The organism is Streptomyces capillispiralis, assembly GCF_007829875.1.
GTDB lineage: Bacteria > Actinomycetota > Actinomycetes > Streptomycetales > Streptomycetaceae > Streptomyces > Streptomyces capillispiralis.
The window spans coordinates 7,538,057-7,557,043 of record NZ_VIWV01000001.1 but is presented as its reverse complement, the minus strand read 5'-3'; the positions used below and the strand labels follow the sequence as shown (position 1 = coordinate 7,557,043).

Sequence of the window (18,987 nt, the reverse complement as noted above, 5' to 3'; positions counted from 1 at the left end):
CTCGCGCGCTGCGGGCGCCCGTGCCGTACGGGGGTGTCAGCCCTGCTGGAACAGTTCCGCGGGCAGCGGCTTGAGGAGGGCGTACAGGTCGTCGGTGATGGGGCGGTCCCAGGCGGCGATGGTCACCAGGACGTTGTCGCTGCGGTCGAACTGCACGCAGGAGATGCGTCCCTCGGAGAGCTTGACCCGGCGCACGATCAGCAGGTTGTCGCCCTGCATCACCGGCACGTCCTCGGTGCCGACGACGGTCACCTCCTCGTCGTTCTCCAGCGCCAGCAGCAGCTGCCCGACCTCGAAGGGGATCTCTCCCTCGGGGACGTCGCGGGCCGGGGAGCCCTCGGGCAGGTTGCCGATGACCATCGCGGGGCCACGCCCGCCGAAGAGGTCGTAACGCAGGAAGACGCCCTGGCAGCTTCCGTCGGGGGCGGGCAGCAGCCCGGCACCCAGATTGCCGGGCCAGTCGCCCGGGTCCATGGCCAGTACGTCGAAGTCGGGCCCGGCGGGGGTGGCGCTGCGGCGGCGGAGGAACGACATGCCGCCATGGTACGTGCCCGGGCCCTCCGGCGGACGGTCGGGCGGCGGCGTCCGCGGCTGCCCGGGGCGCCCGTGCCGCTCGCGGTGGCGGGCCACCCGGGCGCGGTTGCCGCGGGACGGCTCGCAGTCCTCCTCGCGCGGGTGTTCCTCCTGGAAGTGGCGCACGCGGCGCGGTGCGTGGCAGGCGCGCGGGCCGCCGCCGGGCGGCGGCCCGCGAGGAACCCGGTCGCGGCCCGTGCGAGCACGGCGGCCGGGTCGTCGCCGCACGCGGCTGCCGGTCTCCGCACCACGGCCCGGCTCCGTCGGCCCCCTCCCGGACCGGCATGGTGGGGGTGCACGCACCGCGTGCGCGCGGAGGGGGAGAGGGAGCGGACGGCGGCGCGCAGGTCGCGGACCGCGGTGAGCGCATCGGCGTCGGCGCGGTGGTGCACCGCGTCCGGGTGGGCCCGCACCCAGGCGGTGGGCCCGCCGGGCTCGCCCGGGTCGTCGCCGACCCCGCCGTCGCCGTCGTACCGGACGGGTCAGGGCGAGGGCGAGACGGGCGCCCCTGCGGTCGAGTCCTGCACGGGGGTGATGGCAGGGGCGCCGCCGTCCCTCGGCCGCGCGCCGGCGCGGGGGTGCCCGCGCTCCGGGCGCCCGTGCCGTACGGCCGGCCGCTGCCGGACCGGGCCGGCGCGGGGCTACTCCTCCGGAGGGGCCGGCGGGACGACCGCCACCGGACTCGCCGCGTGGAGGAGGACGGCCTGGGTCACCGACCCCATCATGCGGGCGGGCACCAGCAGACGGCGGCGGTGACGGCCCACGACGACCAGCTCGGCGTCCCGGGAGGCCTCGACCAGCTGCCCCGCGGCGTCTCCGGGCAGTACGTCGGTCCGAGCGGTGACCTCGGGGTGGCGCTCGCGGTGCGGGGCGAGGAAGCCGTCGGCGAGGGCGCGCGTCTCGTGCTCGACGGCATCCTGGTCGATCGCGGGCGGGGGCATCTCCCCGGGCAGCATCCAGGTCTGCAGGGGCCACGGGTAGGCGGCGACGATCCGCAGCGGGGCGCCGCGCAGGGCGGCCTCGGCGAAGGCGAAGGCGAGCGTGGCCTCGTCGGGGCTGTCGGCGTGCAGGCCGGCCACCACGGGCCGGCCGGGCCGGTCCGGCGGGGCGGCGTCGGTCCCGCGTCCGGGCCGGTCCGGCGGGGCGGCGTCGGTCCCGCGTCCGGGCCGGGGGACCACGACGACGGGGCATTCGGCGTCACGGGCGGCGGCCAGGGAATTGGAGCCGAGCAGCAGGCTGGCGAAGCCGCCGCGGCCCCGGGAGCCGAGCACCAGCAGCCGGGCGGTGGCCCCCGCTTCGGGCAGCAGCACACCGGGCGCGCCCTCCAGGGCGGCGTACTCGACGGCCGGCGGCCCGGTCCGTCCCGCCAGGTGCGCGCGGACCCGGTCGAGGACCGGGTCCGCGTCGGGGTCGGGCGGCCCGGCCGCCAGGACCTCGGGCTGCGCCCAGGGGGCGTACTGCCGTACGTGCACGATGCGCAGCGGGGCCTCGCGCCGGCGGGCGGCGTCGAGGGCCCACTCCAGGGCGCGCAGGCTGTCGTCCGAACCGTCGACCGCTGCGACGACCGGCTGGGTGCTCATGGTTCCTCGCCTCCGGAGTACGACCTCGGCCTCCCCCGGGCCAGCCTGACGCAGGCGTGGCCCGGGAACGGCGCTTCAGGCCGCGTGTCCGGAATTACGCGGAGCACACCTCCCGGCGGTCCGCGACGGCCCACCGCTCAGGTGAGGTCGAACTCCCCTTCCCGGGCTCCCGACACGAAGGCGCCCCACTCCGCGGGGGTGAAGATCAGGGAGGGGCTCTCCGGGCGGCCACTGTTGCGCATGGCGATGAAGCCCTCCACGAAGGCGATCTGCACATCGCCCCTGCCTCGGCTGCTGGACTGCCACTGCGCGTTGCTGAGGTCAAGGTCCGGCTTGTCCCAGCCCGTGAGCGGGCGCTGCTGGGTGGTGCTCTCGGCCACGTCCGTGCTCCTCCCGATTCGTCGTCCGCGGTCAGCCTAGCGATCGGTTCCTGCCCCGGACAGGCCGCGCGGTGAGTACCTTTTCGCGGGGCGCGGCGGGACGGGCGGGCGTGCTGTGAACGGACGGCGGCGTGCCGACGTACTGGTGGGGGGCGGGCCCGTCACCGGGCCCCGTTCGCCATGCCACCGCAGGACCGCACGGAAGGACCCTCCGGGTGTCGCTCTTCATTCGCTCCCGTCAGCCGTCGGACACCACCGGGGGCGGAGCGGACCGGGACGGCGCGCCGGCCGCCGCCGAGGGCGCACCGGACCCGGCGCCGCCGGGCTGGTTCGGCTGGCGGCGCCGCCGGCCCCGGCTGGCGCGCGGTGTCACGGTCGGCACGACCGCGCTCGCCGGAGCGCTGGTGCTGTTCGCGCTGCTGGTGCCGAACCAGGTGGAACGGGTGAACCCGGCCGCCTTCCTGCGGCTGCCCGCCGAGGGGATCCTGCTGGCGACGCTGCTGCTGACGCTGCCGCCGAGGTTCCGGCGGGTCGCGGCGGTGGTCGCGGGCGTCCTGCTCGGCCTGCTCACCGTCCTGAAGTTCGTGGACATGGGGTTCCACCAGGTGCTGGCCCGGCCGTTCGACCTGGTGCTCGACTGGATCCTGCTCGACGACGCGGCGGAGTTCGTCCGGGAGTCGTTCGGCCGGGGCGGGCAGGTGCTCGCCGTGGCCGGGGTGATCGTGCTGTTCCTCGGTGTGCTGGTGCTGATGACGCTGGCGACGGTGCGGCTGACCGGGGTGATGGTCCGCCACCGTCCGGCCGCCGCCCGGACCACGCTGGTGCTCGGGGTCGCGTGGATCACGTGTGTGACGCTCGGTGTGCAGATCACCGGTGTTCCCGTGGCGACCAAGGGCACCGCGGAGATGCTGGGCAACCGCGTCGAGCAGGTGCGCGCGGGGTTGCGCGACGCGCGGGTGTTCGAGGAGGAGGCGGCGGTCGACGCCTTCGCGAAGACGCCGCCCGACCGGCTGCTGACGGGGCTGCGCGGCAAGGACGTCCTGTTCACCTTCATCGAGAGCTACGGCCGGGTCGCGATCGACGACCCGGCGATGGCGGGGCCGGTCGACGCGGCGCTGAAGGACGGCACCCGGCGGCTGGCGGACGCCGGGTTCGCCTCGCGCAGCGGCTGGCTGAGGTCCCCGGTGACCGGCGCCGGGAGCTGGCTGGCCCACTCGACCTTCCTGTCCGGCCTGTGGATCAAGAACCAGCAGCGCTACCGCAGCCTGACCACCAGTGACCGCATGACCCTCACCAGCTACTTCCGCAGGACCGGCGACTGGCGCACCGTCGGCATCGTGCCCGGCGTGCGGCGGGCCTGGCCGGAGGGTGAGTTCTTCGGCCTGGACCACATCTACGACTCCGAGCACCTCGGCTACCACGGCCCGTACTTCAGCTGGACGCCCGTGCCCGACCAGTTCAGCCTGGAGGCCTTCGAGCGCCTGGAGCACGGGAAGGAGGACCGCGAACCGATCATGGCGGAGATCATCCTCGCCTCCAGCCACAACCCCTGGTCGCCCCTCGCGCGCATGGTCGACTGGGACGACCTCGGCGACGGGTCGGTGTTCCACCGGATCAAGAAGGAGGGCACGGACCCCAAGGAGGTCTGGAAGGATCCGGAGAAGGTGCGCACCGAGTACCGGCGCGCCATCGAGTACTCGCTGCGCAGCCTCACCGAGTGGGTCGAGCGGTACGGCGACGAGGACACGGTCCTGGTCTTCCTCGGCGACCACCAGCCGGTGCCCACCGTGACCGCCGGGAGCACCGGCAGGGACGTGCCGGTCACGATCGTCGCCAAGGACGAGAAGGTGCTGGAGAGGGTGGCCGGCTGGAACTGGACCGACGGGCTCAAGCCGGCGCCGGACGCGCCGCGCTGGGGCATGGACGAGTTCCGTGACCGCTTCATGACGGCGTACGGCCCGGACGGTGGGGCGTCCCGGGGTCCGGCCGTCCAGCGGTGACGGCGCCGGGCCGGGCCCGACGCGGGAAAAAGTGCAGGCCGGGCTCTTGCCCTGGGAGCCGGTGCCTGACTTACTGGTGCCGGACGATCGACCGAATGATCGGTCGTCCGGATTGTTGCGATTGGCTCGACAGGTGAGGGGACGGTCCCGATGACGGAGGCGGCGGACCTGCTGGACCCGGCGGAGCGGCTCGACACCGAGGGACTGCGGGCCCTCCAGCTGGAGCGGTTGCGGACCTCGCTGCGGCACGCCTACGACAACGTGCCGTTCTACCGGCGGTCCTTCGACCAGGCGGGCGTCCACCCGGACGACTGCCGCTCCCTGTCCGACCTGTCCCGGTTCCCCTTCACCACCAAGGCGGACCTGCGGGACAACTACCCGTACGGCATGTTCGCCGTGCCGCGTGACCGCGTCCGCCGCATCCACGCCTCCAGCGGCACCACCGGACTGCCCACGGTGGTCGGCTACACCGAGGGCGATCTGTCCATGTGGGCCGACATGGTGGCCCGGTCGATCCGCGCGGCGGGCGGCAGGCCCGGGGACACGGCCCATGTGGCGTACGGCTACGGCCTGTTCACCGGCGGCCTGGGCGCCCACTACGGCGCCGAACGGCTCGGCTGCACGGTGATCCCCGCGTCCGGCGGCATGACGTCCCGTCAGGTGCGGCTGATCCAGGACCTGAAGCCCTCGATCATCATGGTGACCCCCTCCTACATGCTCACGCTGCTCGACGAGTTCGAGCGGCAGGGCGTCGACCCGCGCGGCACCTCGCTGCGCGTGGGCATCTTCGGCGCGGAGCCGTGGACGGAGCGGATGCGGCAGGAGATCGAGGAGCGGTTCGCGATCGACGCGGTCGACATATACGGGCTGTCGGAGGTGATCGGCCCGGGTGTCGCACAGGAGTGCGTGGAGACCAAGGACGGTCTGCACATCTGGGAGGACCACTTCTTCCCGGAGGTCGTCGACCCCCTCACCGGGGAGGTCCTGCCGGAGGGCGAGCGGGGCGAGCTGGTCTTCACCTCGCTCACCAAGGAGGCGATGCCGATCGTCCGGTACCGGACGCGGGACCTGACCCGGCTGCTGCCGGGCACCGCGCGGGTGTTCCGGCGGATGGAGAAGGTCACCGGCCGCAGCGACGACATGGTGATCCTGCGCGGGGTGAACCTCTTCCCCACCCAGATCGAGGAGATCGTGCTGCGCACACCGGGCGTGGCACCCCATTTCCAGCTCCGGCTCACCACGCAGGGCCGCCTGGACTGCCTCACCGTCCGCGCGGAGGCCCGTCCCGACGCGGACGCGGCGGCGCGGGACGCGGCCGCGCGGTCCATCGCGGCGGCGGTGAAGGACGGCATCGGGGTGTCGGCCGGGGTGGAGATCGTCGACCCGGAGACGCTGGAGCGGTCGGTGGGCAAGATCCGGCGGATCGTGGATCTGCGCGAGCCGCGCGGTTAGCGCCTGTACCCGACCTCCCGCCGTGCGCCCGCGGGCCCCGTCGTGCGCCCGCGGGGTGCGCGGCGGACGGGAGTCCGACGACAGGGACAGGGCCTGACGGCCGCGCGGGGCCCCCACTCGGCGGGATGCGCGGCCGTGCTTTTCCCGGCAACCGCGCACGCCCCATTGACACATCACGCACCTGACAGGAAAGTTTCACTCCGCAAGGCGACCCCCGAAAAAATCTTTCAGCCCGGCCGAGGGCCACGACACGGGAGGAACCTCATGGCGGACGAAGGGGCGAGAGGCATCACCCGGCGCCGGCTGACGGGAGGGGCGCTGGCCCTGGGCGGTGCCCTGGCCTTCGCCGCCCTGCCGGCCGACCCGGCCGCGGCGGCCGCACCCGCGCGCGGGGGCCGGCCGACCCTGCGGCACGGGTCCGCCCGGGACGCCGGACTGCTCGCCGCACCCCTGCGGCACCTCGTCACCGACGCCGAGGCGTTCCTCGCCCCCTCCCCCGCGCACCCCTGGTACGCGGGCGCCGTACTGCTCGCCGGACGCGGCGGCACCGTGGCACTGCACCGGCCCATCGGCATGGCGGTGCGCTACCGGGCGTACGACGAAGTGACCGACACCGGCGTCGAGTTCCCGGCGGACCAGCAGATCCCCATGGCCGAGGACACCGTCTTCGACCTGGCGTCGGTCTCCAAGCTGTTCACCTCGATCCTGGCCGTGCAGCAGATCGAACGCGGTGCGCTGGAGCTGGAAGCCGCCGTCGCCTCCTACCTGCCGGACTTCGGGCGTGCGGGCAAGCAGGACATGACGATCCGTCATCTGCTGACGCACACCTCGGGTTTCCGCGCCTGGATCCCGCTCTACAACGCGCCCACGTACGAGGAGAAGGTCCGGCTGATCCTCGACGAGAAGCCGGCCGGTCCGCCCGGGACCGCCTATCTCTACTCGGACCTGAACCTGATCTCGCTCCAGCTGGTCCTGGAGGCGGTCACCGGCCGTACGCTCGACGTCCTGCTGCACGACGAGATCACCGCCCCGTTGGGCATGCACCGCACCCGCTACAACCCGCCCGCCTCCTGGAAGCCCCGGATCGCGGCCACGGAGGACGCCCGCAGACCGTGGTCCGGTCTCGACCGGGGGCTGGTGTGGGGCGAGGTGCACGACGAGAACGCCCACAGCCTGGGCGGCGTCGCGGGCCACGCGGGCGTGTTCTCCGACGCCTGGGACCTGGCGGTCCTGGGGCGGACCCTGCTCAACGGCGGCGCCTACGGCCGGGAGCGGATCCTCGCCCCCGAGTCGGTGGAGCTGATGTTCACCGACTTCAACACGGCCTTCCCCGGCGACGAACACGGCCTCGGCTTCGAGCTCCACCAGCACTGGTACATGGGCGCGATGGCCACCCCGCGCACGGCGGGCCACACCGGCTTCACCGGGACCTCCCTGGTGCTCGACCCGACCACCGACTCCTTCCTGGTGGTACTGGGCAACTCCGTGCACCCGGTGCGCAGTTGGCGCTCCGGGTCCGCTCCCCGTGTGGCCGCGGCGAACCGGCTGGCGCGCGCGGTGCCGGTACGGCCGGCGCGCGGGCGTACGGCATGGTTCTCCGGGATGGCGGGCTCGTCGACGGCGACCCTCGCCCTCCCCGCGCTGGACACCTCGTCCGGCCGGGCGCGGCTGCGCTGCGCGCTGTGGTGGGACACGGAGCCGCGCGCCGACGTCCTCGCCCTGGAGGCGTCCACGGACGGGGGGACGTCCTGGCAGCCGGTGCCGTTCACCACCGCGCGCCCGGGCGGGGAGCCGGAGCCCCGTCCGACGGGCACGGTCACCGGCTGGTCCGGCCGCGTCTGGCACACCCTCTCCGCCGACCTGCCGCCCGCGCCCGGCCTCGCCCTGCGCTGGCGGTACACCACCGACCGGCTGTACGTGGGACGCGGCGCCTACGTCGACGCGTTGCGCGTCGAGACCGGCGACGGCGTGCTGTTCGACGAGGCACGGCCGGCGGACGCGGCGCGAGTCGAGGCGACCGGCTGGACGCCGTCGACGAACTGACCGGCGGGGCGCGCTGCGGGGACCTGACGCCCGGTCAGGTCTTTCCCGTGGTCTCCAGCACCGCCATGGCCGCGTTGTGCCCCGGTACGCCGCTCACCCCGCCGCCGCGCACGGCGCCCGCGCCGCAGAGGAGGACGTTGGCGTGCCGGGTCTCCACGCCCCAGCGGCCGGTGCCGTCCTGGGCGTGGGGCCAGGAGAGTTCGCGGTGGAAGATGTTGCCGCCGGGCAGTTCGAGGTCGCGTTCCAGGTCCAGCGGGGAGCGGGCCTCCAGGCACGGGCGGCCGTCGGCGTCGGTGGCCAGGCAGTCCGCGAGGGGTTCGGCGAGGTGTGCGTCGAGCTGGGCGAGCGTCGACGTCAGCAGTTCCTCGCGCACGGCGTCGTTGTCCCGCGCGAACAGCCGTGCCGGGGTGTGCAGTCCGAACAGGGTGAGGGTGTGGTAGCCCCGGGAGGCCAGGTCCGGGCCGAGGATCGACGGGTCGGTGAGCGAGTGGCAGTAGATCTCCGAGGGCGGTGCGGTGGGCGGTTCACCGGCGGCGGCACGCCGGTACGCGTCGGCCAGTTGGCCGTACCCCTCGGCGATGTGGAAGGTGCCGGCGAAGGCCTCGCGCGGGTCGACGGAGGTGTCGCGCAGCCTGGGCAGCCGCTTGAGCAGCATGTTCACCTTCAGCTGGGCGCCCTCGGCGGGCGGCGGGGGCGTGTCGCCGGTGAGCGCCGCCAGTGCGTGCGGTGAGGCGTTCACCAGGACGTGCCGGGCGGCGGCGACGGCCTCGCCGTCGGCCGTGCGGTGGGTGACCTCGGCCGTGCGGCCGTCGGTGTCGATGCGCACCGCCTCGTGGCCGGTGGCGACGACCGCGCCGGCGGCGCGTGCGGCGTCGGCCAGCGCGTCGGTGAGGGCTCCCATGCCACCGACCGGCACGTCCCAGGCGCCGGTGCCGCCGCCGATGACGTGGTAGAGGAAGCAGCGGTTCTGTCGCAGTGAGGGGTCGTGGGCGTCGGCGAAGGTGCCGATGAGGGCGTCGGTGAGGACGACGCCGCGCACGAGGTCGTCGGTGAAGTGCTTCTCGACGGCGACGCCGATGGGTTCCTCGAAGAGGGTCCGCCATGCCTCCTCGTCGTCGACGGTGCGGCGCAGGGCGTCACGGGTGGGCAGCGGCTCGGTGAGGGTCGGGAAGACGCGCCGGGCGACGCGGCCGGTCATGGCGTAGAAGCGCTGCCAGGAGCGGTACTCGCGTTCGGAGCCGGTGAGCCGGGCGAACGCCTCGCGGGTGCGCCGCTCGCCGCCGCCGACGAGCAGCCCGGTGGGCCGTCCGTCGCGTTCGGTGGGCGTGTAGGAGGAGATGGTGCGGGTGCGGAGCCGGAAGTCCAGCCCCAGGTCCCGGACGATCTTCGCGGGCAGCAGGCTGACCAGGTACGAGTACCGGGACAGCCGGGCGTCGACACCGGTGAAGGGGCGGGTGGACACCGCTGCCCCGCCGGTGTGGTCCAGCCGTTCCAGCACCAGCACGGAACGGCCGGCGCGGGCGAGGTAGGCGGCGGCGACGAGGCCGTTGTGGCCTCCGCCGACGATGACGGCGTCGTACGTCCGGGATGCCGGGGCTGCGGTCATGGTCCTTCGTAACACGCGGTGATCCGGACCGGCCAGACGTGGTGGGGGATCAGCTGCCGCCGGCCGCCCGCCGCTGCCGCAGTGCCGCCACCCGGCGGTGCAGCTCGGCCGCCTCCCCGCCGCGGCCCAGCCGGTCCAGGCAGTGCGCCTCGTCGTCGCGGGCGGCGAGGGTGTCGGGGTGGTCCGCGCCGAGGACGCGCTCGCGGGCCTCGGCGACCCGCCGGTACTCGGTCAGCGCCTGTGCCCAGCGGCCCAGCCAGCCCAGCCCCACGGCGACCTCGCGGCGGCTGACCAGGGTGTCGGCGTGGTCCGGGCCGAGGACGTGCTCCCGCAGGGCGCACACGTCGCGGGACTCGGCGAGGGCCTCCGCCCAGCGGCCGAGCCGGCCGAGGTTGACGCCGATGCCGTGCCGGGCGCGCAGGGTCTCGGGGTGGGTGGGTCCCTGGACGCGGGTGCGGTCCTCGACCAGGTCCCGGTAGTGGTCGAGGGCCTGCGCGACCTGGCCGAGGCGGCCCAGGCCGATGCCGATCTCGTGGCGGGCGGCGAGGGTGTCGGGGTGGTCGGGGCCCAGCGCCCTGGCGCGGGCCTCGGCGACCTCGCGGTAGGTCCGGAGCGCCTCCGTCCAGCGGCCCAGCCGGCCGAGCGTGTAGGCGATGTCGTACCGGGTGACGAGGGTGTCCGGGTGCTCGGGTCCGAGCACCCGGGCGCGGGCGGCGGCCACGTCGCGGGCCATGCCGTACGAGTCCTCCAGGCGGCCGAGCCGGCCGAGGTTGAACGCGAGGTTGTGCCGGCAGCGCAGGGTGTCCGGGTGGTCGGGCCCCATGGTCCGCTCGCGGTCGGCGAGCACGGACAGGTACACCTGGTGGGCGTCGAAGGGACGCCCCGACTGGGCGAGGACGTACGCCATTTCCTGGCGGACTGCGAGGGTGTCGGGGTGGTCGGCGCCGAGCGCGCGGATGCGGGCCTCCGCCACGTGCTTGTACCCGCGCAGCGCCTCGGCGGCGCGGCCGGTGCGGCTCAGGGTGAACGCGACCTCGTAGCGGCTGGCGAGGGTGTCCGGGTGGTCCGGGCCGAGGATGTGCTCGCGCTCGGCGGCGACCGCGCGGTGCACCTCCCCCGCCTCCGTCCAGCGGCCGAGGCGTCCCAGGCTCAGGCCCGCGTTGTACCGCCCGGCCAGGGCGGTCAGCGCCTCCGGTGACGGGGTGGGCCGCTCCTGCGGCGCGGGCTGCGCCCCGGAGGCGGTCCCGGGGCGGGCGATCCACTCGCCGGACAGGCCGGACGCCGGGTCCGGGGGTGTGCCGCGCAGTCCGGTGCCGGCCGCCTTGTGCCCGGTGGTCATGCCGCGGGTCCAGGACGGCAGCCGGGCCGGGCGCCCCGCGGGGCCCGGCTCACCGGCGCGTCGCGCGCGGACGGCGCCCCCGGTCGCCCCGGACGGGCCCGGCGGTTCCGGGCGGGCCGCCACCGCGGCCGGCACCGCGGCAGGCACCCCGGCCGGCGCGGCCCGCAGCGCGCCGATCCGGCGGCCCAGTTCGCGGGCGCTGTCCGGTCGCCCGCCGGGCTCCTTGGCCAGCAGGTCCAGGATGATGTCCTCCAGCCGCTCGGGCAGTTCGGCGCGGTGGACGCGCGGCGGGCTGGGCGGGGTGTCGCGGTGGCCGACGAGGATCGCCCAGGCGTCGTCGAGGTCGAACGGCGGTACGCCGGTGGCGATCTCGTACAACACACATCCGAAGGAGTACAGATCGCTGCGCCGGTCGACCTCCGCGCCGCTGATCTGCTCCGGGGACATGTAGTGCGGGGTGCCCATGGCGACGCCGGTGCCGGTCAGCCGGGAGGTGAACCCGATGTCGTGGCCGAGCCGGGCGATGCCGAAGTCGCAGATCTTCACCGTGCCGTCGTCCAGCCGCACGATGTTGGCGGGCTTGAGGTCCCGGTGCACGATGCCCTGGTCGTGGGTGTAGGCGAGCGCGGCGGCGACCTGCTCGGCGATCTCCACCACCTCGTCGACCGGCAGCGGGTGCTGCTTGTTGTCCTCCAGGAGCTGACTGAGGTTGCGGCCCTGGAGCAGCTCCATGACCAGGTACAGCACGCCCTCGGACTCCCCGAAGTCGTGCACGACCGTGATCCCGCGGTGCTGCAGGGCCGCCGCCACCCGCGCCTCGCGGCGGAACCGCTCGCGCAGCACCCGGCCGGACGACTGATCGTGCTGCGGGACGAGGGGGTTGAGGCACTTGACGGCGACCTGCCGCCCCAGCGACTCGTCCCGCGCCCGCCACACCTCCCCCATGCCGCCGCGCCCGATCCGGTCCAGCAGCCGGTACCGGCCGTGGATCAGCCTGCTGTCCCCCATCTCCCCAGCCCGCCCCCGTCGCAGTCCGCAGCGCCCTCCCCTGGCTCGTCCAGTATGGCGACAACTCGCCCGAGTTTGTACGGTGCCGGGCGCTCCCGCACCCTTCGGCCCGTCCCCCGCCCTGGCCGCCCCGGTGACCAGAAGGTTCGACCGGGGGCGGAAGCTAGCCGATCCGTTCGGCCAGGGCGACGATGATGCCCGCGGGGCCGCGGAGGTTGCAGAGCCGGTAGGCGTTCTCGTACTGCGCGACCTCGCCGAGGAGTTCGGCGCCATGGCGGCGCAGGCGGGCGATGGTGTCGTCGATGTCGTCGACGGCGAACATGACCCGGTGCAGGCCCAGCGTGTTGGGGGGCGGGTGGGGCGGTCCGGCCGCGACGGCCGCGGGGGTGTGGAACTTCGTCAGCTCCAGCCTGCCGTGGCCGTCGGGGGTGCGCATCATCGCGATGGCGCTGCGGACCCCGTCGAGGCCGACCGTGCGGTCCGCCCAGACCCCCTCGATCCGCGCCTCGCCCTCCAGCTCCATCCCGAGCTCGGTGAAGAAGGCGACGGCCGCCTCCAGGTCGTCGACGACGACGGCCACGTTGTCCATCCGCTGGATCGCCACGGGGTGCTCCTTGTTCGTCGCGCAGTCCGCTCCGACCACTGTTACCCGCGCCGCCCCGGGACGGAGCCGGTATCGCGTTCCCGGCACCCGGACGTGTCGCCGCCCGCAGGCCGAACCACCGCTCGGCGCCCCAGGCCCGGAACCGCTCCACCTCGGTGCACTCCCGCGTCCCCACGCCCGCGGCAGGCACAGGTAGCCGGGGTCGACCTTGCTTACAGCGGCCGGGGGCGACGGTGCTCCGTCGCCCCCGGCGAGCCCGTGGTGCTCGCCACCCGGACCGCGAACACCGGCTCGGTGCGCCTCGCGGCGAAGCCGGGGCCTCCTGAGGAGGATCTGGCCGATCATCGCCCCGTCGAGCGCGACGCCGGTGACGCCGGCAGTCGACGAACGCCGCACGGTCCCGGGCCTCGGGCTCCCGGAGCACGAGCCGCTCGGTCTCGACGGGGGCAGGCGGCCGGGCGACGGGGGCGAGGTCGGTCATGCCGGCCACCCCATCAGCGGGCCCGGCGATGTGCCTGGCCCGCGGACCGGTCGAGCCGGCCGGGCGCTACTCCAGCCACGTCCCGTCGCGCATGACGACCCTCCCGCGCAGTTCCGGCACGCCACGCCAGGCGCGCACGGTCCGCGGGACCACGCGTACGTACACGAAGGAGCCCTCTTCTCCGCGGGGATCCCACCCGAACTTGTCGGCGAACGCCCGCGCCGCGCCGTCGGGCACCTCCTGGTCCGGGAAGCACTCCGCCTCACCCTGGAGCAGCACCACGTCGAAGGTGTCCGGCAGCGACAGGCGCACGCGCGGCTCCGCGCGGACGTTGCGCGCGGTGACGGAGGTGGCGCCGGTGCACATCCACAGCGCCCGCCCGTCCCACGAGAACCACAGGGGCACCTGGTGCGGACCGTGATCGGGGTGGGCCGTCGACAGCCATACGTCCCGCTCCGTGCCGAGGCGTTCGAGGACGTCGCGCCTGCGCTCCGCCGTCCGGCGTGGGACGGTCTCCGTGGTCTTCATGGGCACCGACCCTAGCCAGGCAGGGGAGCGGCGCGCCTGGGGCGCGGGACCTACTCCCCGCGACCGATGAGCCCTCCGCCCGGCACGCCGCCGTCGGCCCATTCACGCCGGTTCCTCGGCACGCTCGCGTCAGTTCAGGGTGACGAGGAATTCCGTGCACGCGCGTGCGCAGTCGCGGCACGCCTGGGCGGCCCGCTCCGCCTCGGGGTGGCCGTCGAACACCTGCGCGCTCTCCAGGCACACCTGGCGGCACCACTCCACCTGGATCCGGATGGTCGCCTCGTCCACCTGGTTCTGCTCGGACAGCACCCGGCACGTCGCGTCGCACACCTCCGCGCACATGATGCCCTTGCGTCGTACGAGTTCCTGGTTCTCGGTGCCGTCCGGGTCCACCAGACTCGCCCGCATCGCACACGCCCGGGCGCACTCCGTGCACGCCTGGGCGCAGGCGAAGCGGTCCTCCAGGAACCGGAACAGCTCCTTCTGAGATGTCGTCGTCACACCGCGCGGGTAGCCGCCGCCACGGCCGTCAAACCCGGCGCCCGCAGGGACGGCGCGGGCGCGTTCCCGCGGTGAGGTGAGCGGGTTCGTGACCAGGACCGGGGGTACTCGCGAGCCATGATGAACACCTCTTGGATGGAAGCGGCCGACCTCGCGGCGGGCCGCGGTGCCCTCGGTGCCGGACTCGTGGTGGCGGGCGTGGTGGTGCTCGCCCTGCTGATCGGCATGTTCGTCTTCGGCAGCCGCCGGGTCAGGAAGAGCACGGTGCGCCGGCCCCGCCCTGAGGAACAGCCCCGGATGCCGGAGGGCGGCCCGGTCCACGAGGTACGGGAGCGCCGGGACCCGGACGAGGTGCCCAGAAGCGACGAGCGCCTGACGCCCCACGAACTCAAGGACCACGGCAACGCCGGCACCCGCCCGAGCGCGTCGCAGGAGCGGCCGCGCTGGGAGGAGGGCGGCAGCGGGGGGTTCGGCAGCGGAGGACCGGGCCGCCACTGACCGCCCGCCCGCACTGCGGACCGCCGTCCACGACGGCCCCTCGTCAGCCGTTCGCGAAGAACACGTCGTACCGGTCGAACACGACGTCACGTCGTACCCGTCGAACACGTCGCACACAGGGAAGTGAGAACCATGGCAGATCCCGCCCGCACCGGCCTGCCGCTGCCGGATTACGACCATCTGCCCCTCGGCGGGCTGGAGAGCCGGGTCCGCTCGCTGTCCGCGGGTGAGGTCGAGGAACTGCTGGCCTACGAGCGGGCGCACGCCGACCGGGTCCCGGTGACCGAAGTGCTGACGGCCCGGCTGGAGCAGCTGCGCCAGGGTGCCGAGCCGACGTCCGGCGACCCGGACGCGCTCCGGCCCGAGCGGGGCGGCGGCCGTGCCGGGTCGCCGGTCACGCCGGCGACCTCGCCGCAGCCGTTCGGCCCGCCGCCGCACGGCACCCCCGACCAGCGGGGCAAGCCGAAGGGCGACCGTACCTAGGAGGGCCACCGCCCGTCCACCAGGGGCGGGTCGTGTGCTGCTCGACCGCATGCGTGCGGGCGAGCAGCACACGACCCGCCCCTTCGCGTGTGCGAGGTGAGGTGGATCACAGCGCTTCGGTGCATCGTTTCGCGGGGCCAAGAGTCTTTGTCTGAGGTGCAAGGGGTTGTTCGAATGCGGGGCGGTGGGAATGGAGCGGTTTCGGGCAGACGGCTTCGACGAGTTCGTGGCCGCCCGCTGGTCGGCGCTGCTCCATGTCGCGCGGCTGCTCACCGGCGGTGACCGGCAGCGCGCCGAGGACCTCGTCCAGGAGGCCCTGGTGAAGCTGTGGTTCGCCTGGCCGAAGGTCGCCGAGCAGGCGCCCGACGCGTATGTGCGCCAGATCCTGGTGCGGCTGGCGGCCCGTTCGGCCCGGCGACGCTGGTGGGGGGAGCGTCCGGTGGGTGAACTGCCGGACCGGCCGGGACCCGGCGACGTCTCCTCGGCCGTCGCCGAACGCTCCCGGCTGGAGGCCGCGCTGGCCCTGCTGCCGCCCCGGCAGCGGGCGGCCGTGGTGCTGCGCTACTACGAGGACCTGCCGGAGAGCCAGGTGGCGCAGACCCTCGGCTGCCCGGTGGGCACCGCCCGCTCCCACGCCTCGCGCGGCGTGGCGCGGCTGCGGCAGATCCTGTCCGACTCCGTCAGTCCCGTGGGATGAGGGGAGAAGCGATGGACGACTTCGAGCAGGAGCTGACGCGCATGATGCGCGACTCCGGGCAGCGGGCCCCCTTCGCGCCCGAGCACCGGCGGCGCCTGTACCAGGGCATCCGGGCCCGCCGCCGGTCGCGGCTGCTGTGGCGGGCCGGCGGCTCGGCGCTCGCGGTGACGGGGCTCGGGGTGGGGCTGGCGCTGCTGTCGGCCGCCGGCTCCCGGCCGGCCGACCACCGGCCCCTGCCGGCGACCAGTCCGTCGGCGCCCGCGTCGTCCCCGGCGCCGACGACGCACGCCCCGAGCACGTCCCACCCGCCGACGAGCACGCCCGGCACCACGGCTCCCGGGTCCGCCGCCACCTCGGTCCCTCCCCCGACGTCCACCCCGTCCGGCGGCGCCGGCGGGACGACGACGCCGGCCGCCCCGCCGGTCACCTCCGTGCCGCCGGCCACGCCCCCGTCGACGGCCCGGGGGCCCTCCGTCCCCGCCGACGGCACGACGTCCGGCAGCGGCTAGCGACCGCACCGCCGTCCCGCCCCGAGGCGGCCTCCGCCCCGGCCGTTCCACCCCACCACCCACCTCGAGCGCCTGAGGCATGCCCCCACCCGGGCCCCCGCCGTGCCGTAGCCGGAAAGAGACCGTGATCCCGTCATGACAACCGCGAGGCGGTCGACACCGATCGACCGCCGCACCTCCGCCACGTCCGCGGCCCTGCTGGCGCTGCCGCGCCGGGCGCCGCTGCCGGCCCGCCACCCGGCGCCCGTCCTGGACGTGGTCGTGCCCGTGCACAACGAGGAGAACGACCTGGAGCCCTGTGTCCGCCGGCTCCACGCACACCTCGCGGAAACCTTTCCCTACTCCTTCCGCATCACCATCGCCGACAACGCCAGTACGGACCGCACCCCGGAGATCGCCGAGCGCCTGGCCGCGGAACTGCCCGGGACGGACTGGATACGGCTGGCCGAGAAGGGGCGCGGCCGTGCCCTGCACTCCGCCTGGTCGCGGTCGTCCGCCCCGGTGCTCGCCTACCTGGACGTGGACCTGTCCACCGACCTGGCGGCCCTGCTGCCGCTGGTGGCCCCGCTGATCTCCGGGCACTCGGACATCGCGATCGGCACCCGGCTGGCCCGCGGCTCGCGGGTGGTGCGCGGGCCGAAGCGGGAGTTCATCTCCCGCTGCTACAACGGGCTGCTGCGCGGCACCCTCGCGGTGGGGTTCTCCGACGCGCAGTGCGGCTTCAAGGCGGTGCGGCGGGACGTGGCCGAACGGCTGCTGCCGCTGGTGGAGGACCAGGAGTGGTTCTTCGACACCGAGATGCTGGTGATCGCCGAGCGCGCCGGGCTGCGCATCCACGAGGTCCCGGTGGACTGGGTGGACGATCCCGACAGCCGGGTCGACATCCTGGCGACGGCGCTGGCGGACCTGCGCGGCATGGCCCGGCTGGGGCGTGCGCTGGCCGGCGGCCGGCTGCCGCTGGCCGTGCTGCGCCGCCCCGAGGAGGTCGACGAGGCCGCGGGACTGCCGCCCGCCCTGGTCCCGCAGCTGCTCCGCTTCGCCGCCGTCGGCGTCGCCAGCACCCTGTTCTACCTGCTGCTCTACAGCATGCTCCGGCCCGCGGCGGGCGCCCAGGCGGCCAACGCGCTCGCCCTGCTGGCGAGCGCCGTCGCCAACACCGCCGCGAACCGGCGGCTCACCTTCGGGGTGCGGGGCCGCGGCGGCGTGCTGCGGCACCAGCTCAAGGGACTGGTCGCCTTCCTGGTCGGTCTCGCCCTCACCAGCGGCTCGCTGGCGGTCCTGCACAGCACGGCGCCCGGCGCCGGCCCCCGCGTGGAGCTGCTGACGCTGATCGCCGCCAACCTGGCCGCGACCCTGCTGCGCTTCCTCCTCCTGCGGGCCTGGGTGTTCCCCGGCCAGCGCTCCCGCCGTACGACAGGATCCTCCGCCTCATGACCACCGTTGGGACCAGCCAGGCCGGCCCGGCCCCGGCCGCCGTGCCCGCGCCCGACCCCTCCCCGCAGACCTCCCCGTCCCCGCGCGAGCGGCTGCGCCGCGCCGCCACGCACTACGGTCCCGTCCTGGCGGTGTACGGCGGGCTGAAGTTCGTGGGCTTCGCCGTGTTCATGTACCTGCTGGACTCGGCGGGCGACTTCCGCGAGAAGCATCCGCGCTTCGGCGGCGGCGCCCACACCTGGGACGTGCTGGGCAGCTGGGACGGCTGGTGGTACCAGCAGATCGCCCTGCACGGCTACGACCCGGCGCTCGAACCGGTGCCCGGCGCCACCGGGCTGATCACCCTCAAGGGCAACTCGGCGGCCTTCTTCCCGCTGTACCCGGCGCTGATGCGGCTGGTCTCGGAGGTCACCGGGCTCGGCCCGTACGGCGCCGGGATGACCGTGTCGGTCGTGTTCTCGTTCGTCGCCGCGCTCGGCATCCACGCCGTCACGTCCCGGCTGGGCGGGCACCGGGCCGGAATCGTCGCCGTCGGCCTGTGGGCGGTGTGGCCCGGTTCCGGCGCCGAGTGGGCGGTGTACTCCGAGTCCGTGTACACGGCGCTGGCCGCCTGGGCCTGCTACGCCGTGATGACCCGCCGCTGGCTCACCGCCGGGGTGCTGACCTTCACCGCGGGACTGGCCCGGCCCACCGCGGTCACCCTGGTCGCCGCCCTGGCGGTCGCCGGGCTGGTGGCGGTGTGGCGGCACCGCGAGGGCATCCGCCGTCCGCTGGTCGCGGTGCTGATCGCGCCGCTGGGCGCGGTCGGGTACCTGGGCTGGGTCGGCTACCGCATGGGCGACTGGGGCGGCTACAACAAGCTCCAGGACGGCGCCTGGGCCCACAAGTTCGACTACGGGCGGCACACCCTCGACGTGCTCACCTCCGTGCCCGTGGGCCACTTCGACTACCTGTTCGCCATGCCGCTGGAGGACACCATCGGGGTCGGGGTGGTACTGCTGGTGCCGGTGCTGACCGTGCTGCTGATGCGGCTGCGCCCACCGGTCGTGCTCGTCGTCTACACGGTGCTGTCGTACCTGATGGTGATGGCCACGCAGCAGTACTTCGGCAACGTCTCCCGCTATCTGCTCCCGCTGTTCCCGCTGTTCGTCCCGCTCGCGCTGGCCATGCGCCGGCTGAAGTGGCCCTCGCTGCTCGCGGTGCTGGGCACGGCGGCGCTGGCCTCCGGGTCGTACGCGGGGTACGTCCTGTTCGAACTCGGTGTGCCGTAG

At 74.6% G+C, this 18,987-nt stretch carries 17 protein-coding genes; 9 read left to right on the top strand and 8 right to left on the bottom strand.

The window, feature by feature from the left end; translation table 11 throughout:
• Positions 1-36: 36 nt before the first annotated feature.
• The 3 genes from FHX78_RS32980 to FHX78_RS32965 all read right to left on the bottom strand — a co-directional run bounded on the left by FHX78_RS32980 (position 37) and on the right by FHX78_RS32965 (position 2,533).
• Positions 37-534: a hypothetical protein gene (locus FHX78_RS32980; RefSeq protein WP_145872273.1), complete on the bottom strand. Its 498-nt coding sequence runs from the start codon at positions 532-534 to the stop codon at positions 37-39.
• A gap of 680 nt (positions 535-1,214) precedes the next feature.
• Entirely contained in the window at positions 1,215-2,153 is a 939-nt protein-coding gene (locus FHX78_RS32970; RefSeq protein ID WP_145870995.1) for a universal stress protein, read from the bottom strand.
• 137 nt (positions 2,154-2,290) lie between these two features.
• Complete coding sequence (locus FHX78_RS32965; protein WP_145870994.1) at positions 2,291-2,533, bottom strand: DUF397 domain-containing protein; 243 nt, start codon at positions 2,531-2,533, stop codon at positions 2,291-2,293.
• Between the two features lie 215 nt (positions 2,534-2,748).
• Between FHX78_RS32965 and FHX78_RS32960 the strand changes: the two genes are divergently transcribed.
• The 3 genes from FHX78_RS32960 to FHX78_RS32950 all read left to right on the top strand — a co-directional run bounded on the left by FHX78_RS32960 (position 2,749) and on the right by FHX78_RS32950 (position 8,028).
• A complete protein-coding gene (locus FHX78_RS32960; RefSeq protein WP_229924031.1) occupies positions 2,749-4,533 on the top strand; it encodes an alkaline phosphatase family protein in 1,785 nt (594 codons plus the stop codon).
• A gap of 150 nt (positions 4,534-4,683) precedes the next feature.
• Positions 4,684-5,985 carry a phenylacetate--CoA ligase PaaK gene (paaK, locus tag FHX78_RS32955; protein WP_145870993.1) on the top strand — a complete coding sequence of 434 codons (1,302 nt, stop codon included), beginning with the start codon at positions 4,684-4,686 and terminating at the stop codon, positions 5,983-5,985.
• A gap of 264 nt (positions 5,986-6,249) precedes the next feature.
• Positions 6,250-8,028, top strand: a complete 1,779-nt coding sequence (locus FHX78_RS32950; protein WP_145870992.1) for a serine hydrolase domain-containing protein — start codon at positions 6,250-6,252, stop codon at positions 8,026-8,028.
• 34 nt (positions 8,029-8,062) lie between these two features.
• Here FHX78_RS32950 and FHX78_RS32945 read toward each other — a convergent pair whose 3' ends face one another.
• The 5 genes from FHX78_RS32945 to FHX78_RS32915 all read right to left on the bottom strand — a co-directional run bounded on the left by FHX78_RS32945 (position 8,063) and on the right by FHX78_RS32915 (position 14,095).
• Positions 8,063-9,634, bottom strand: coding sequence for a phytoene desaturase family protein (locus tag FHX78_RS32945; RefSeq protein WP_189908642.1), 1,572 nt, complete (start codon positions 9,632-9,634; stop codon positions 8,063-8,065).
• Between the two features lie 49 nt (positions 9,635-9,683).
• Positions 9,684-11,981 carry a serine/threonine-protein kinase gene (locus tag FHX78_RS32940; RefSeq protein ID WP_145870990.1) on the bottom strand — a complete coding sequence of 766 codons (2,298 nt, stop codon included), beginning with the start codon at positions 11,979-11,981 and terminating at the stop codon, positions 9,684-9,686.
• Positions 11,982-12,144: 163 nt separating this feature from the next.
• Positions 12,145-12,585 carry a VOC family protein gene (locus FHX78_RS32930; RefSeq protein ID WP_229924032.1) on the bottom strand — a complete coding sequence of 147 codons (441 nt, stop codon included), beginning with the start codon at positions 12,583-12,585 and terminating at the stop codon, positions 12,145-12,147.
• Positions 12,586-13,132: 547 nt separating this feature from the next.
• Entirely contained in the window at positions 13,133-13,594 is a 462-nt protein-coding gene (locus tag FHX78_RS32920) for a pyridoxamine 5'-phosphate oxidase family protein (protein ID WP_145870989.1), read from the bottom strand.
• 129 nt (positions 13,595-13,723) lie between these two features.
• Entirely contained in the window at positions 13,724-14,095 is a 372-nt protein-coding gene (locus tag FHX78_RS32915) for a four-helix bundle copper-binding protein (RefSeq protein ID WP_145870988.1), read from the bottom strand.
• 120 nt (positions 14,096-14,215) lie between these two features.
• Between FHX78_RS32915 and FHX78_RS32910 the strand changes: the two genes are divergently transcribed.
• From FHX78_RS32910 to FHX78_RS32885, 6 genes are all read left to right on the top strand, one after another.
• Entirely contained in the window at positions 14,216-14,593 is a 378-nt protein-coding gene (locus FHX78_RS32910; protein WP_167532013.1) for a DUF6479 family protein, read from the top strand.
• Positions 14,594-14,725: 132 nt separating this feature from the next.
• Positions 14,726-15,076: a DUF8129 domain-containing protein gene (locus FHX78_RS32905; RefSeq protein ID WP_145870986.1), complete on the top strand. Its 351-nt coding sequence runs from the start codon at positions 14,726-14,728 to the stop codon at positions 15,074-15,076.
• 190 nt (positions 15,077-15,266) lie between these two features.
• Positions 15,267-15,773 (top strand): SigE family RNA polymerase sigma factor, encoded by a 507-nt coding sequence (locus FHX78_RS32900; protein ID WP_145870985.1) that lies wholly within the window; start codon positions 15,267-15,269, stop codon positions 15,771-15,773.
• Positions 15,774-15,784: 11 nt separating this feature from the next.
• Entirely contained in the window at positions 15,785-16,282 is a 498-nt protein-coding gene (locus FHX78_RS32895) for a cellulase (protein WP_145870984.1), read from the top strand.
• Positions 16,283-16,417: 135 nt separating this feature from the next.
• Positions 16,418-17,716: a bifunctional glycosyltransferase family 2/GtrA family protein gene (locus FHX78_RS32890; RefSeq protein ID WP_145870983.1), complete on the top strand. Its 1,299-nt coding sequence runs from the start codon at positions 16,418-16,420 to the stop codon at positions 17,714-17,716.
• On the top strand, positions 17,713-18,987 hold the full coding sequence (locus FHX78_RS32885) for a hypothetical protein (protein WP_145870982.1): 1,275 nt from the start codon (positions 17,713-17,715) through the stop codon (positions 18,985-18,987). The genes FHX78_RS32890 and FHX78_RS32885 overlap by 4 nt, the downstream gene beginning before the upstream one ends.